This is a genomic window from Kitasatospora sp. NPDC094015 (genome assembly GCF_040304075.1).
Taxonomy (GTDB): Bacteria; Actinomycetota; Actinomycetes; order Streptomycetales; family Streptomycetaceae; genus Kitasatospora.
In genome coordinates this window covers 23,021-38,754 of sequence record NZ_JBEOUL010000009.1, presented here as the reverse complement: position 1 = coordinate 38,754, position 15,734 = coordinate 23,021, and the positions used below count along the sequence as shown (strand labels likewise).

The window sequence follows — 15,734 nt, the reverse complement described above, 5'->3', positions numbered from 1 at the left end:
CCCCGCACCTGCGTGATCGCGGGTTTCGCGGAGGCTCACTGTGCACCGGCACACCGGAATTGCCGGATCACTGTGCACGCCGAACCCGGGCTCCGCCGACCCGTTGCCGTAACTTTCGGTCAGCTGTCGCAGGCGCGACACGATCACCGCGGCTGTCCTCGCCCGTACCGCAGGGAAGCCGCGGGCCCTGACGGCACTTCGGCCGAAGGCCGGAGCCGTCCACCCGATCCTCCCGCGCGATCCGGCGAACGGCGCGTTGCCTCCCGCCCGTCGGCGCCCCATCGGCCGACACGGGGCGGGTCGAGCCGTATCCCGGACGCGACTCGGGAGATCACCCAACCACTCACGGGGGAAAGTCTTTTGAGAACGCGAATACGACCAGGCAGGCCGCTGCTCGCGATGGTGGCCTGTGCTGCCTTGGCCGGCGGACTCGTGCAGGCCGTGCCGGCCACCGCGGAGGTCGATCCGGGTGCCGGCAACAGCTCCCACGCCGAACCGGCCCCGCCCAAGCGGGTCACGGATCCGGACACCTCCCTCGGCAGGGACTGGAGGAGCAGCCAGGACCGGGCCGTCACCGCCGCCGCGGACACCGACGGGCTGAGGATCCTGGTAGCCAACAGCGACCAGGCCTACGAATGGCGGACCGCGGCCGTCCTCAGCGAACCGGGCATGTCCGCGGACTCGTGGATCGGCAACCAGTGCGTCATGGATCCGGACCATGTCGCGGCCGTCTACGCGCCTCGCGCCTTCACCAACAAACCGGACCTGATGCAGGGCGGTGCGTTCGCCGCGATCATCGACATCACGAGCGGCGCGGTGAACAAGCTGCCGTTCACCGCCTCTCTCGCCTACTTCGACCCGTCGTGCAACACCCAGACGCACACGGCCGCGTTCACCGCCTTCCGGGACATGAACGACCCACGTGCGACGCAGACCCGTGTGGTGACGGTCGACCCGGCCGGAAAGGCCGTGGGCGACACGGCCGTTCGAGGTGAGATCACCGGCGCGGTGCCGGTCGAGGACGGTGCCGTGGCCGCCAGCGGGCGCAGCCTGGTCCACATCGACCGCTCGGGTGCGGTGCAGACCCTGGCCACCGGGGACAGCGTCCCGTTCGACATCCGGCCCGCCCAGGGCGGGAAGATCGGCTTCGTCGACCACAAGGACCTGAAGACCGCACAGGCGAAGGTGTGGCACGGTCACGGTAGCCCGGACGTGGTCGCCGCCGGCAAGCTGGGCGAGCTGGATCTGATGCCGGGCGACCAGGGCCGGGTGTTCCTCACCGGAAAGCCCGAGGGAGCCTCGAAGTTCGAGGGATCCGGCATCACCCGGGTCAACGCTCCCGCCGGCTCGGACGTCTCCACCCAAGGGCGCCTGGCCGTGGACCCGGTGCTCACCCCCGGCGTCCGGGCCGGACTGGCCCACATCAAGGACGCGGGCAAGGGCTTCACCGGTGCGGAGCCGGCTCCACAGGCGCGCTCCGCACCCGGCACCGGATCCCCCGCCGGGACCGAGTCCGTAACGGTCAGCAGTACGGCCACCGCGACCGGGAAGAAGATCGCCCAGACGGTCGCGGGCCCGACGGAACCAGGTGGAGCAGCGCCCTCCCCCGCCCTACCCGCAGAAGGCCGGACGCAGACTCCCCGGTCGCTCCCGGCGGACACCGATGCCTCCACGGATCCGCGCGATCCGGACCGCATCTGCGCCGTCTCCCGCAACGACGTCGACGCGCAGGCCCTGCAGCCGACGCCCAACCAGGTCGAATGGGCCGTCGACATGGCAGTCCGCGGTCAGCTGCGCGCCCAGTACCTGCGTCAGGGCGGGTACCGGAGCCAGGCAGGGCTGGGCACGATCGATCCCCAGGGCCTTTTCCCACCACCCACGTTGAAGGGTGGCGGGCGCATCCCGGCGAACGTGATGCTCGGCATCATGGCGCAGGAATCCAACTTGTGGCAGGCCGAAGGCGGTGCGATTCCCGGGCAGATGGGCAATCCGCTCGCTGCCATGGACGGCTACTACGGTCGCGCGACCGTCAAGAACGACCCGAACGCCTACTGGCAGATCCACTGGGACAAGTCCGACTGCGGGTACGGCGTGGGGCAGGTCACCGACGGCATGCGCCTCGCGGGCCACGAGAAGGAGGGCGGGACGAGCCTGTCACCGGCTCTGCAAAAGGCTGTGGCCGTCGACTACGCCACGAACATCGCGGCGTCGATGAAGATCCTCGCCGACAAATGGAACGAGGTGCACGCCGACGGGCAGACGGTCACCGTCAACAACGACGACCCGTCCAGGGTCGAGAACTGGTTCACCGCCGTGTGGAACTACAACCTCGGCTTCAATCCGGTTTCGGCTGCTGACAAGAACGCCGGGAACTGGGGGCTGGGCTGGTTCAACAACCCGGCCAACCCGATCTACGAGAAGAGCTGGGGGCACCCGTTCATGGACACCGACGTCGACGGTCCGTCAGCCGTCAAGGACGCCGCCAATCCGCAGTACTGGCCTTACCAGGAAAAGGTGATGGGCTGGGCCGCCTGGTCCATCGACGCCGGATACTCCTACGGCACCGACGGCCGTCAGGACTGGTCGGGCGACCCCGGGTTCTCCTCGGCCGGCTTCCGGCCCGCGTGGTGGACCTCCGCCCTCTCCCGCAGTCTGATCGCCCCGCCGCTGGACACGTTCTGCAACGGCGCGAACGGCTGCGATCCGCTGAACCCGCCGCACTGCTCGAACGAGGACTGCTACAAGCAGTTCTGGTGGCACCAGCCCAACGCGACGTGGAAGTCGGACTGCGCCACCACGTGCGGCCACGAGAACATCAAGTACACCACGCTGGTCGCGGAGCCCGGCCGCGGAACCAGGCTGAGGAGCGGCACCCCGGTGTGCCCGAACACCTCGGGGGCGACGCCGGCGGGGGCGAAGGTCGTGTCCTCGGTGCCCGACGGGACCCAGACCTGGTCCGACTGCGGCAAGGCCAGTTCGGCGGGAAGCTTCCAGTTCCACTTCAACCCCGATGCCGACGGACACTACGAGGGCAAGGAGGATCTGCACCAGATCGGCGGCGGGTACGGCGGGCACTACTGGTACGCGCACACCCGGGATCCGGACCATCTCGGCGGCAACGGCGGCCGGATGACCGTCACGGGGACGTGGACCCTCGGAGAGGACCTCACCTGGGCCCGTGTCCTGGTGCACCTGCCCGACACCGGCGCACAGACGCGGAAGGCGAAGTACCACCTCGTCAACACCGACAGCACCAGCCCCGACCGGTACGTGCCGCAACGCGCCGGACGCTGGGTGAGCCTGGGCGTGTTCCACTTCACGGGACGACCGGGGGTGACCCTGTCGAACGACACGCCGGACGGCACGGCCGACGAGGACATCGCGTGGGGCGCGGTGGCGTTCCAGCCGCTGGCGGGCAAGCCGAACAACATGGTGGTCGCGATGGGCGATTCGTACTCCTCGGGCGAAGGCGCCTCGGAAGGCGACCGGGACTACTACCCGGAGACCAACTACCGCGACGAGAACAACAAGCCGGAGCGGGACGCCTGTCACCGGTCCCGCTACGCATGGTCGCGCCAGGCAACGCTGCCGGGGGCGTCCAGGTCCATCGGTGACCTGGACGACGCACTGGACCCGAGCCTGGACTACCACCTGATCGCGTGCTCGGGTGCTCGGACGTACCACATCCTGGGAGAGACCCAGAGCTACAGCGGCACACCGCACCCGCTCGGCCAGGCGGACTACCTGAGCGGTGAGATGCCACAGATCGACCAGGGATACCTGGACGACAACACCACCCTGGTCACGCTCTCCATCGGCGGCAACGACTCCAGGTTCACCGACATCGTCCAGAAGTGTCTGCTGGCCCAGGGCAGCGCCAACTGCAAGGACAAGACCTTCGACAAACTGGACGATGCCGTCAACGGCCGGGACGCACAGTACCTCGACTACCCGCTGGAGGTGGCCGTGCCGGGAATCATCGACACGATCGTCCGCAAGGACATCACGACGACCCTGGTGCGGATCCACGCGAAGGCTCCGAACGCGAAGATCGTCCTCATGGGATACCCGCCGCTGATCTCCGGCAACGGCTCCTGCCTGAAGATCCAGATGCCGGGCCTTCCCGACACGGGCCTGTCCGAAGCATCCACGGGCTGGCTCAACGGCACCGCCGCCACCTTGGCCGCCGCCATGCAGCATGCGGCCGACGACGCGGGTGCGCTGGGCGCTCAGGTGTGGTTCGCCGATCCGGCGAAGCAATTCGCAGGTCAGGGCGTCTGCGGTACGCCCGAGAACATCCACGGCATCGTCAAGACCCTCACCAGATCCGACACCCCGGCCAAGGACTGGCCGATCGTGGAAAAGTACGGTCTGTCAGCCCAGTCGTTCCACCCCAAGATCGGGGGAGCACGCCTGTACGCGAACTCCCTGGAGGACACCCTGAAGGTCATGCACCTGTAGTGATCGCCCGGGCGGATCCGGGGCATCCCGACGAGGGTTGCCATGGATCCGCCCGGGCCCCCGCACCGGTCGGCTCAGGCCGTCGCGGCCGCCGCCGCCCGGCCCGCCGCCCGTCCGGAGAACAGGCAGCCGCCGAGGAAGGTGCCCTCCAGGGAGCGGTAGCCGTGCACCCCGCCGCCGCCGAACCCCGCCGCCTCGCCGGCCGCGTAGAGCCCGTCCAGCACCGAACCGTCGGCCCGCAGCACCCGCGAGGAGAGGTCGGTCTGCAGCCCGCCGAGCGACTTGCGGGTGAGGATGTTCAGCCGCACCGCGATCAGCGGCCCCGCCTTCGGGTCCAGCAGCCGGTGCGGCGTCGCGGTGCGGATCAGCTTGTCGCCGAGGTAGCGGCGGGCCCCGTGGACGGCGGTCACCTGGAGGTCCTTGCTGAACGGGTTCGCCAGCTCGCGGTCCCGGGCCTCGATCTCGCGCCGCAGGTCGGCCTCGTCGATCAGCGCCTCGGGCGTCTTCGCGTTCATCCCCCGGACCAGCTCGGGCAGCGAGTCGGCGACCACGAAGTCCGCGCCGTGCTTCTTGAACGCCTCCACCGGCCCGGTGGCCCCGGGCAGCGCACGGCCCAGCACGCCCCGGATCGACTTCCCGGTCAGGTCGGGGTTCTGTTCGGAGCCGGAGAGCGCGAACTCCTTCTCGATGATCTTCTGGGTGAGCACGAACCAGGTGTGGTCGTACCCGGTGGTCATGATGTGTTCGAGGGTGCCCAGGGTGTCGAAGCCGGGGAACAGCGGCACCGGCAGCCGGCGGCCCCGGGCGTCCAGCCAGAGTGAGGAGGGGCCGGGCAGGATCCGGATCCCGTGCCGGGCCCAGATCGGGTCCCAGTTCTCGATGCCCTCGGTGTAGTGCCACATCCGGTCGCCGTTGATCAGGTTGCCGCCGGCCGCGCCGGCGATGTCCAGCATCAAGCCGTCCACGTGCGCGGGCACCCCCGACAGCAGCCGCTCGGGCGGGGTGCCGAGCCGGGCCGGCCAGGCCTTGCGGACCAGCTCGTGGTTGCCGCCGATGCCGCCCGAGGCGACCACCACGGCCTGTGCCCGCAGCTCGAAGGTGTCGGCCACCTCCCGCGAACTCGCCTCGCCCCGGCCGACGGTGGAGGGCACCAGCACCTCACCGGTGACCGTGTCGAGCGTGCCCGCCGTGGCGCTCAGCGCCGTCACCCGGTGCCGGAAGCGCAGGTCCACCCGCCCGGCCGCGGCGGCCGCCAGCACCCGCCGGGCGAACGGCTCGACCAGCCCGGGGCCGGTGCCCCAGGTGATGTGGAAGCGCGGCACCGAGTTGCCGGGGCCGGTGGCCAGCAGCCCGCCGCGCTCGGCCCAGCCGACCACCGGGAAGAACCGCACCCCCTGGCCGTGCAGCCAGGAGCGCTTCTCGCCGGCGGCGAAGTCCACGTAGGCCTCGGCCCAGCGGCGCGGCCACGCGTCCTCCGGTCGGTCGAAGCCGGCCGTACCGAGCCAGTCCTGCCAGGCGAGGTCCCGCGAGTCGCGGATCCGCATCCGGCGCTGCTCGGGCGAGTCCACCAGGAAGAGTCCGCCGAAGGACCAGTGCGCCTGCCCCCCGAGGGTGGCCGCCGGCTCCTGGTCGAGCAGGATCACCTTGCGCCCCGCGTCGGCGAGTTCGGCGGTGGCGACCAGGCCCGCGAGGCCGGCCCCGATCACGATGACGTCGGCGTCCAGTGCCATGCGAACGGTCCTCCAGGGCTCGGTGGGTGCCCCGATACTGCGGCCTGCGGGCCGCATGGTCAACCGGTCGGTAACAAAGCCGGGCCACCGGGGCGTACGGGCTCCGCGGCCGCCCCCGCAACCCCGCCCGGCCCCACAGCCCCGTACGTCCCCGCAGCCCCGCTCGGCCCCACAGCCCCGTGCAGACCCGGGAACACCGACGGCCCGGGAACACCGACGGCCCGGGAACGCCGGAGGTCCGGCGCCCCGGGCCGCAGGGCCGGGCTGATCGGTTCGCGCGGGCGGGCTCAGCCCGCCGCGCGCCGCCTGCGCAGCAGGAAGGAGGCGACCGCCACCGCCGCGACCGCCACCGCGACCGCCGCCAGCGCGAGCACCCAGTTGGTGGCCGGTGCCTGGTCGGCGGCCTGGGCCGCCGGCACGCCGGTCCCGGACGGTGCGGCGCTCCCGGCGCCGGTGGCCGGGCCGCCCTGACCGGGCGTCACCGGCGGCACCACCGCGCCCGCGCTCGGCGCCGTCCCCGGCACCGCGGTGACCATGAGGTCGGCGGTGCCGCGGCCGAGCGCCGGGAAGCCGGACTCGACGGTGACCGCCCAGTGGCCGGGCGGCAGTGCCAGGCCGGTGGTGAAGGTCCCGGGGGTGCCGGCCACCGGCTCCAGCTTCCACGGGCCGACCGACCGGCCGTCCTCGGCGACCGCGCTGAGCGTGGCGGCCACCCGGTCGGTCACCGGGTCGTTGTCGTTGGCCCAGGTCGCGGCCGCCCGGGTGTGCCCGTCCCCCAGTGTGGTGATCTTGAAGACGATGGTGTCGCCGTGGGCGGCTGCCGGACCGGCACCGCCCAGCAGGGCGGCACCGGTCAGCAGCGCCGCGGCGGCGAGGGTGCGGATGCGCATCAGCGGTGGCTCCTCAGGGGGTGGCGGGGCGGGAGGGGGTCGGTTCCCGCCCCGCCACCTGTTCGGGTCGGCCTCAGGAGGCCGGCTGGATGGTCCAGTTCTGGTACGTCTGGTTGTTCGGCTGCTGGAGCTCCAGCAGCCAGCCACCGTAGTACCAGCGCTTGCTGGCACCGAGGACCAGGGACGAGCCCTTGGCGGTCAGGGTGACGCCGTTGCCGCTCGCGGTGATCTTCCACTGCTGGGTGTCCGCACTGCTGCACGCCTGCTGCATCACGTACTGGCCGGCCACGGCCGAGCCGCCGATCTGCAGGCACTTGTCCGAACGCACCGAGCGGATCCGCAGGTTGCCGCCGCCCTGGTCCTCGAAGGTCCACTGCTGGTTGGCGTAACCGGTGCGCTGGTAGCCGATCAGCACGGCCCCGTCGCGGGTCGAGCCGCCCCACATGTCGGCGGCCTGGCCGGTCAGGCTGTTGGTCAGGGTGTACTTGGTGCCGGGCTTGGTGGCGCCGTCCGGGCCGGCCGCCTTCGGGGTCCGGAAGGAGGCCTCACGGCCGGGCTTGGCGACCTTGCCGGCCTGGTCGCGCACGGCCACGGAGACCTTGTACGCGGTGTCGGGGCGCAGGTTGATCAGGCTGACCGCGGTGGAGCGGACGGTGCCGAGGGTCCGGCCGTCGAGCAGCAGGTCGTAGCCGGCCGCACCGGCGACCTGGCCCCAGCTCAGCATGACCGAGTTCTGGGTGAGCTGGCCGATCGCGACGTCGGGCAAGGTCGCACCGCCGCCGGTCGGGCTCGGGCTCGGGTTGGGGGTGGGGGTCGTCGAGGTCTTGGTGGGGCTCGGCGACGGGCTCGGGCTCGGGGTGCCGGTGCCGGTCTTGGTGGGGCTCGGCGACGGGGTCGGCGTCGGGCTCGGGTTCGGGTTCGGCCCGGTGCCTCCGCCGGAGATCAGGAACTGGTTGTTGGCCACGTTCCAGTGCGTGGTGAGGTAGCTGCCCGCGGCCGGGTTGGTGTTGTAGTAGTCGTCGTGGTTGCAGTCCAGCCGGTCGTCACTGGCCCGGTTCGGGCACTTGGTGATCATCTTCGGGTAGTACGGCGCGTCCGAGTAGCACATGATGTCCCACTCGTCGACGCAGTGGCCGGCCTTGCTGCTGTTCGGCGCGCTGTTGTTCACGGCGCCGAGGTTGTGGCCGAGCTCGTGCGCGGCGGTCGAACCGCCCCAGCAGCCGCCGTCGGTACGGCCGTAGGAGGGGCCGAAGTTGCTCAGGTTGTCCTTGCCCGGGCGCTCGTCACCGTTGAAGGTGCCGATGCCGCAGTAGACCTGGGCGTCCGCGAAGATCATGTACTTGCGATCCTTGCGGTTGAAGCCCTGCTTGGCCAGCGCGTTGTTGGTGGCGCCGAACTCCTGCAGCGCGGCGTCCGGCAGCTCCACGTTCAGCACCGCGACCGAGCAGTCGGACTCGGTGACGTAGCGGATGTGGCGGGTGCCGCCGGTCTCCTGGGCGCTGGCGTTGTAGATGACGTCGGCGTCGGCGGCCCACTTCTTGAACGAGGGCAGGTACTGGCCGAAACGGTCCTTGCCAGGCGCGTGCACGTACAGCACCTGGATCCGGTTGCCGGTGCTGCCGTCGCCGTCGCAGACCACGGCGGTGCCCGCGGCGGCCGCGGCCGCGGCGGCGGGCGACCCGCCGGCCGGGGCGTCGGAGGCCAGCGCGGCGCCGGACTGCACGTCGAAGACGGGCTGGCTGCCGCTCAGCAGGTCGGCCGCGGACGGCGGGGCGTCCTTGTTGACCGCGAGCGCGGCCGGCTCGGCGGCGGCGGCCGCGGCCGGCTTGGTGTCCTGGTGGATGTCGATGCCCTGCGGCGGCTCGTCCGGGCCGTGCGTGCACAGCCCCGCCTCGGAGACCTTGAACACTCCGGCACATTTGTCGCCGTTGGCCGCCGCGGTCAGGCCTGTGTAGACCATGCCCTTGCCGGCGTCGCTGGCCGGCACCGAAGTCACCGGTGTCGGGGCCTCGTTGTGCAGCGGCCCGGCCGCCGGGCCTATCTCCGAGGTCAGCGCGGCGTCCGCGGACACCACGACCGGCTTGTCGCCGCCCATCGCGGTGCCGATCGTGACGGCACCCGCGATGAGGCCTGCTGTGACGGTGGCTGCGACCAGCAGCCGACCACGGCGATTGCGGCGGCGGTGGTTGACCGCTCCCCTGCTTCCCATGCGTGTCTCTCCCTCATCGGCAGTGTCGGGTGTGGATGCCGACACCTAGGAGACGGACGGGGCGGGAGGGGATAACAGAAATCGCACAGACTTTTTTCGGACGGATTCGCGAGCGGGTCAGGGCCACCCGTGGAAGCGCCGCCAACGCTCCACCATGGAGCGTAATTCCGAAGGGAACTGACCCCCGATCAGTGCGAATTCCTCGGGACGGAGACCTGGACACCTCGTTAACGTGCCAGTAACTTACCAATCAGTAGACGCTGTGGCCCGGCTCACACTGCACCCTCACCCACCCTCGTTTCTCTCCCCCAGGAGGAACCGTGCTCAGCCCTGCCCTGAAGCGAAAGTCCGTCCTGGCCTGCGGTGCGGCGCTGTCGGCCGCACTGACCGTGCTCACCGCGCTCGGTGCCCCGGCCCAGGCGGCCACCGGCACCGGCAAGTACGTCGCGCTCGGCGACTCCTACGCCGCCGGAGCCGGAGTACCCGGCCAGTCCGCCGGGCTCTGCCTGCGCTCGGACCGCAACTACGGCCACCTGGTCGCCGCCGCCCTCAAGAGCAGCGCCTACACCGACACCACCTGCTCCGCGGCCAAGATCAAGGCCATCACCTCGGCCCAGTACGACGCCTTCATCCGGGTCAACGACCCCCAGCTCGACGCGGTCACCGCGGACACCGAGCTGATCACCGTCGGCATCGGCGGCAACGACCTCGGCACCTCGGACCTCGGCATCGCGGACGTGATCGCCACCTGCATCGGCGGCGCCGTCATCAACCCGCTCGGCACGCCCTGCAAGGACCACTACGCCGACGGCCACTGGGACTGGAGCAGCTGGAGCTGGCAGTACGGCGACGACACCCTCCGGCGCCGGATCGACGCGGCCCGCCCGCAGCTGGCGGACGCCCTGCAGCGGATCCACGCCAAGGCGCCGAAGGCCAAGGTGCTGCTGGTCGGCTACCCGTCCGTGCTGCCGCAGGACGAGCGGGACTGCATCGGCCGCCAGCCCGTCACCGTCGGGGACGTGGCCTACCTGCGCGGCGTGCTCGGCAGCCTCAACTCGATGCTCGCCTCGACCGCCGCGGCCAACGGCGCCACCTACGTCGACACCGCCGCCGTCACCCGGGGCCACGACATCTGCTCGGACGACCGCTGGATCGAGGGCACCATCCCGCACGCGCCGGCCGTCCCGTTCCACCCCAACGCCACCGGCGAGCAGGCGATGTCCCGCGCGGTGCTGAAGGCGCTCGGGCGCTGACCGCAGGCTGTCCGGACGACCTCCGGACAGCCCGAAGGGGCGGGGCCGACCGGCCCCGCCCCTTCGCGCCGCCCTCGCGGGTCACGGCTTGACGCGGACCACCTGCGGGTCGTGGTCGCTGGCCTGGTTCGCGAACTCGCTGTTGATGTGCACCACGTCGTACTTGGCGTGGGTCAGGCCGGGGCTGACCAGGATGTGGTCCAGCACCTGCGAGTTGCCCTGGTAGACGTAGGAGTAACGCTGCTTCTCCGGCAGCTCGTTCACCAGGTCGCGCAGCACGCAGTTCTTGGTCAGCGCGGTCAGCGCCGGCGAGAACTGGTAGTCGTTGAAGTCACCGAGCGAGACCACCTTGGCCTGCGGGTCGGCGGCCAGCAGCTTGGCGACGAAGGCCTGCTCGATGCCGGCCTGCTTCACCCGCTGCACCTCGGAGGAGCGGCTCGGCGCCTGGAAGCGGCTGTCGATGCCCTGGTCGCCACCCTTGCTGTTGAAGTGGTTGGCGATCACGAAGACCTTCTTGCCCTTGAACGAGAACTGGCCGACCAGCGGCTTGCGGCTGGCGTTCCAGGCCTCGTTCGTGGGGTCGATCCGACCCGGGGAGGCGGTCAGCGCGGTGTTCTTCCCGGTGCCGGCGACGTCCACGGCGGTGGTCGCGGTGCCACCGGGGATGTCGGTGAAGGAGACCCGCTTGGGGTTGAACAGGAAGCCCTGGCGGATGTTGCCGCCGGGCTCGCCGCCGTCCTTGCCGTCCACCGGGTCGATGGAGCGCCACTCGTACGCCGGGCCGCCGGCCGCCTTGATCGCGGCGACGAACTTCGCCACCGTGGCGCTCGCGTCCACCGTGCCGTCGCTGGTGGCGCCGTTGTTGTCCTGGATCTCCTCCAGGGTCACGATGTCGGGCGAACGCAGGTTGGTCACCACGCCCTTGGCCAGCTCGGCGAACTTGGTGTCCGGGTCGCTCGGGTCGAGGTTCTCCACGTTGTAGGTGGCGATGGTGAGTTCACCGGCCGCCGCCTCCTTGGCGACCTCGCGCTCCAGGCCGTTGTCCTGGAGGGTGCCGAGGGTGTCGGCGACCAGCGTGTAGCCGCCGAACTGGTTGTAGTCCAGCGGGCCGGTGGTGAGGCCCTTCAGCCGGTCGCCGACGTTGGCCAGCGGGAACGGCTTCTCGGCCTCGGGCGCCAGGCCCTGGACCATCAGCCGGCCGGAGTTGGGGTTGTCGTAGCCGAGGTAGATCGCACCGCCGCGGTTGGACTTCTCGTCGTCGCGCCGGGCCTCCACCCACAGCTCGTGGTACTGGTCGGTGGCCTGCACCACGCGGACGTTCTTGACCTGGACGTTCATCCCCTCGAGGGACTCGAACAGGTCCAGCGCGTAGCTGCCGGGCTCGAGGGTGTTGGCCTCGATCGAACCACCGGCCGCGTCCGCGGTGTAGGCGGACGGGATGGTGCTGTCGTCCAGCACGACCGGCGCCGGCACCGGGTTGCCCGAGGAGACCACGGTGATCAGCGGGTTGGTCAGCTCGGTGACGGACTGGCTGCCGCCGGCCTGGTTCGGGTAGTACTCGCTGACCTTCGCGGTCACCAGCACCGAGTCGCCGGCCTTGACGGTCGGGGTGGCGCTGCCGGTGTAGACGAACACGCCCTCACTGGTGGCCGGGTCGGCGTCCGGGGCGGTGTCCTGGATCCAGAAGCCCTTGGAGCCGTAGGTGCGCACGCCGGTGACCACGCCGGGGACGCCGGGCACGGTCTGGCCGGCCTTGGGCGACAGCCGGGTGTTGCCCTGGATGTCGTGGATCCGCAGCGGGCCGGGCTCGGTCGGGTTGGTGGGGGTGGTCGGGCCGCCGCCACCCGTGGTCTCGCCCTTGCTGTTGGTCGGCGTCGGGTCGCCGGCCTTCAGGTCGGCCGCGTTGTCGTCGGTGTCCGCCAGGCCGGCCGCGCGGGCCACCGAGGCGGTGTTGCTCGCCCCGGCGGCGGGGCCGCTGCCCTCGCGGACCACGGCGGTGCCGAAGCCGACCAGGTCGTGCACCCGCGGGTCGGCGGCGCAGTCGGCGGCCGTCTTGCAGGTCAGCGGGTCGGCGCCCTGGACCAGGGCGACCGTGCCGGCGGTGCCGGAGAGCGCCAGGGTGCCGGTGGCGTCCGGGGTGGGCAGGGCCACGGTGCCGCCGGTGCCGGCCGCCTCGGCGACCAGGAACCGGCCGCCGGGAGCGATCGAGCCGCTCAGCGGGGTGACGCTCCAGGCGGAGGTCGGGCCGGGGCTGGCCGAGATGTACTGCACGCTGAAGCCGGCCAGGCCGAAGGCGGCGCCGCCCTTGTTCGCGAGCTCGATGAAGTCGTTCTTCAGCGTGGCACCGGAGTTGCCGCCGCCGCCGTAGACCTCGGAGATCACCGCGTCGGCGGAGGGCGCGGCCGCGGCACCGGGCAGCGGGACGAGCACGAGCGAGGCCGCGACACCGGCCGGGAGGATGGTGGCACGCAGCAGCGCCCGGCGGGAACGGGGGCGGGCGGCGGTGGGCTTGGACACCGGTACAGGACTCCTTAATCCGCCCGGCCCGTCGGGTGGGCCGGGTCCTGGGCAGCGCGGCGGCCCGGCCGACTGTGGGATCGGTCTCCGGGCGTTGATGGTGCGTCAGGGTGCGTACTACTCGCGTAGATCCAGAGCTGTCAGCAGCTCGGGCTACGTAAAGATACGCGCGTAGAAAATGACGCGACAAGGGCTCGCGCGTTAACTCTTGGCGCAGACACGTCCAGACCGGGGCGGCCGGCGGCCCATCGCCGCAGCGAGAGTCGCCAGAGATCAACATTATCCAACAGGCTGGAGTGCGCCTGTTGATTTCGGTCTACTTCCCGTCAGTTCCGGCCACCGCCGATGTCCGACGGCACGTCAGCACCCTTGACGGGCCCGGGAATCACCGCTGTCATATGTTGCGTTCCGTTTGAACTCGTTGGCTTTGGTTGCCTTCGGGTTCGCCCCTCCCTCACTCACCCTCACCCACCCTGCAGGAGCCCTCACGTGCCGTCCCGCAGAAATTCCTGGCGCCGCCGATCGGCCTCGGCGCTCACCTCGCTCGCGCTGCTGGCCGGTGGCGCGGCCCTCGGCGCCGGCCTCCAGCTGGCGACCGCCCCACCCGCCCTCGCCCTGGACAACGGTCTCGCCCTCACCCCGCAGATGGGTTTCAACAACTGGAACTCCACCTGGTGCGGCTCGGACTTCAACGAGGCGATGGTGGAAGGCATCGCCGACCTCTTCGTCAGCAAGGGCCTGAAGGCCGCCGGCTACCAGTACGTCAACCTCGACGACTGCTGGGCGCTGCCCGACCGCGACGCCGCCGGCAACCTGGTGCCCGACCCGGTGCGCTTCCCGCACGGCATCAAGGCGGTCGCCGACTACGTCCACGCCAAGGGCCTGAAGTTCGGCATCTACTCCAGCGCCGGCAGCCACACCTGCGACGTGAAGGGCTTCCCCGGCGGGCTCGGACACGAGCAGCAGGACGCCAACCTGTGGGCCTCCTGGGGCGTGGACTACCTCAAGTACGACAACTGCAACAACCAGGGCGTGGACGCCAAGCTCCGGTACACCACCATGCGCGACGCGCTGAAGGCGACCGGCCGCCCGATCCTGCTGAGCATCTGCGAGTGGGGCGCCAACCAGCCCTGGAACTGGGCGCAACCGGTCGGCAACTCCTGGCGCACCACCGGCGACATCAGCGACACCTGGTCCAGCATGATCACCATCGCGCACCAGAACCAGCAGCTGGCCCCGTACGCCCGCCCGGGGGCCTGGAACGACCCGGACATGCTGGAGGTCGGCAACGGCGGCATGACCGAGACCGAGTACCGCACCCACTTCAGCCTCTGGTCCCAGATGGCCGCCCCGCTGCTGATCGGCACCGACCTGCGCACCGCCGACCCGGCCACCTTCGACATCCTCACCAACAAGGACGTCATAGCCGTCGACCAGGACCCGCTGGGCCGCCAGGGCACCGTGGTCTCCTCCGCCGGGGGCAAGGTGGTGATGTCCAAGCCGCTGGCGGACGGCAGCCGTTCGGTCACCCTGACCAACGAGTCCTCGTACGCCACCACGGTCGCCACCACCGTCCAGGCGGTGGGCATCGGCGGCGCCTCCTCGTACGCGGTGAAGGACCTGTGGTCCAAGGCGACCAGCAGCACCACCGGGGCGATCAGCGCCACGGTGCCCTCGCACGGCACGGTGATGCTCCGGGTCACCCCGGGCAGCCCGGTGCCGCCGCCCGGCGGCATGAACCGGCTGAGCGACCTGGCCTGGACCTCCGCGATCAACGGCTGGGGCCCGGCCGAACGTGACCGCAGCAACGGCGACACCGCCGCCGGCGACGGCCGCACCCTCGCGCTGCGCGGCGCCACCTACAGCCGCGGGCTCGGCGTCCACGCGGGCAGCGACATCAGCTACCACCTCGGCGGCGGCTGCAAGAACCTGACCGTGGACGTGGGCGTGGACGACGAGACGTACGGCAACGGGTCGGTGGTGTTCCAGATCTGGAAGGACGGCACCAAGGCCGCCGACAGCGGTACGGTCACCGGCCGGGACGCGGCCAAGCGGCTGAGCGCCGACCTCACCGGCGCCACCACGCTGCGGCTGGTGGTCACCGACGCCGGCGACGGGATGAGCTACGACCACGCCGACTGGGCCGATCCCGAGCTGGCCTGCGGCAACGGCCCGGCGGCCGGCAACTACCAGCTCAGCGACCTGGCCTGGTCCGCCTCGGTCAACGGCTGGGGCCCGGTCGAGCGGGACCGCAGCAACAACGAGGCCCCGGGCGGCGACGGCCACACCCTCACCATCGAGGGCGCCACCTGGGCCAAGGGCCTGGGCACCAACGCCTACAGCGAGATCACCTACTACCTGGGCGGCTCCTGCAGCTCGCTCAGCACCGACGTGGGCGTGGACGACGAGTCCGCGACCAAGGGTTCGGTGGTCTTCCAGATCTGGAAGGACGGCACCAAGGCCGCCGACAGCGGGCTGATGACCTACCGCGACGCGGCCAAGCACCTGACCGCCGACCTGACCGGTGCGCTGCAACTGCGCCTGGTGGTCACCGACGGCGGCGACGGCCCGGCCTCGGACCACGCCGACTGGGCGGCGCCGCAGCTGACCTGCTGACGTACGGCCCCCACGAAAGGCCGGAGGCCCGCCCGACAGGTGTCGGGCGGGCCTCCCG

7 protein-coding genes are annotated in these 15,734 nt (G+C 71.1%); 3 read left to right on the top strand and 4 right to left on the bottom strand.

Annotated features, from left to right (window positions below):
* Window positions 1–417 precede the first annotated feature (417 nt).
* Complete coding sequence (locus ABT014_RS13940; protein ID WP_350638950.1) at window positions 418–4,461, top strand: SGNH/GDSL hydrolase family protein; 4,044 nt, start codon at window positions 418–420, stop codon at window positions 4,459–4,461.
* A gap of 74 nt (window positions 4,462–4,535) precedes the next feature.
* Here the strand turns inward: ABT014_RS13940 and ABT014_RS13935 are convergent, their stop codons facing one another.
* The 3 genes from ABT014_RS13935 to ABT014_RS13925 form a co-directional block, all read right to left on the bottom strand.
* The gene (locus ABT014_RS13935; protein ID WP_350638949.1) at window positions 4,536–6,191 is read right to left on the bottom strand and encodes an FAD-binding dehydrogenase; all 1,656 of its coding nucleotides are present in this window, start codon (window positions 6,189–6,191) and stop codon (window positions 4,536–4,538) included.
* Window positions 6,192–6,478: 287 nt separating this feature from the next.
* Window positions 6,479–7,081 carry a hypothetical protein gene (locus ABT014_RS13930; RefSeq protein ID WP_350638948.1) on the bottom strand — a complete coding sequence of 201 codons (603 nt, stop codon included), beginning with the start codon at window positions 7,079–7,081 and terminating at the stop codon, window positions 6,479–6,481.
* Window positions 7,082–7,154: 73 nt separating this feature from the next.
* Window positions 7,155–9,290 (bottom strand): RICIN domain-containing protein, encoded by a 2,136-nt coding sequence (locus ABT014_RS13925; RefSeq protein WP_350638947.1) that lies wholly within the window; start codon window positions 9,288–9,290, stop codon window positions 7,155–7,157.
* Window positions 9,291–9,610: 320 nt separating this feature from the next.
* On the opposite strand from ABT014_RS13925, the gene ABT014_RS13920 reads away from it, so the two are divergent.
* Window positions 9,611–10,543 (top strand): SGNH/GDSL hydrolase family protein, encoded by a 933-nt coding sequence (locus tag ABT014_RS13920; protein ID WP_350638946.1) that lies wholly within the window; start codon window positions 9,611–9,613, stop codon window positions 10,541–10,543.
* A gap of 81 nt (window positions 10,544–10,624) precedes the next feature.
* Here the strand turns inward: ABT014_RS13920 and ABT014_RS13915 are convergent, their stop codons facing one another.
* Window positions 10,625–13,060 carry a DUF8508 domain-containing protein gene (locus ABT014_RS13915; RefSeq protein WP_502894963.1) on the bottom strand — a complete coding sequence of 812 codons (2,436 nt, stop codon included), beginning with the start codon at window positions 13,058–13,060 and terminating at the stop codon, window positions 10,625–10,627.
* A gap of 489 nt (window positions 13,061–13,549) precedes the next feature.
* On the opposite strand from ABT014_RS13915, the gene ABT014_RS13910 reads away from it, so the two are divergent.
* Window positions 13,550–15,676 (top strand): NPCBM/NEW2 domain-containing protein, encoded by a 2,127-nt coding sequence (locus tag ABT014_RS13910; protein ID WP_350638945.1) that lies wholly within the window; start codon window positions 13,550–13,552, stop codon window positions 15,674–15,676.
* Window positions 15,677–15,734 lie beyond the last annotated feature (58 nt).

Bases quoted from the DNA above. Each gene is read 5' to 3' on its own strand.
- ABT014_RS13935 (WP_350638949.1), bottom strand. From the start codon at position 6,191: ATGGCACTGGACGCCGACGTCATCGTGATCGGGGCCGGCCTCGCGGGC.
- ABT014_RS13930 (WP_350638948.1), bottom strand. From the start codon at position 7,081: ATGCGCATCCGCACCCTCGCCGCCGCGGCGCTGCTGACCGGTGCCGCC.
- ABT014_RS13925 (WP_350638947.1), bottom strand. From the start codon at position 9,290: ATGGGAAGCAGGGGAGCGGTCAACCACCGCCGCCGCAATCGCCGTGGT.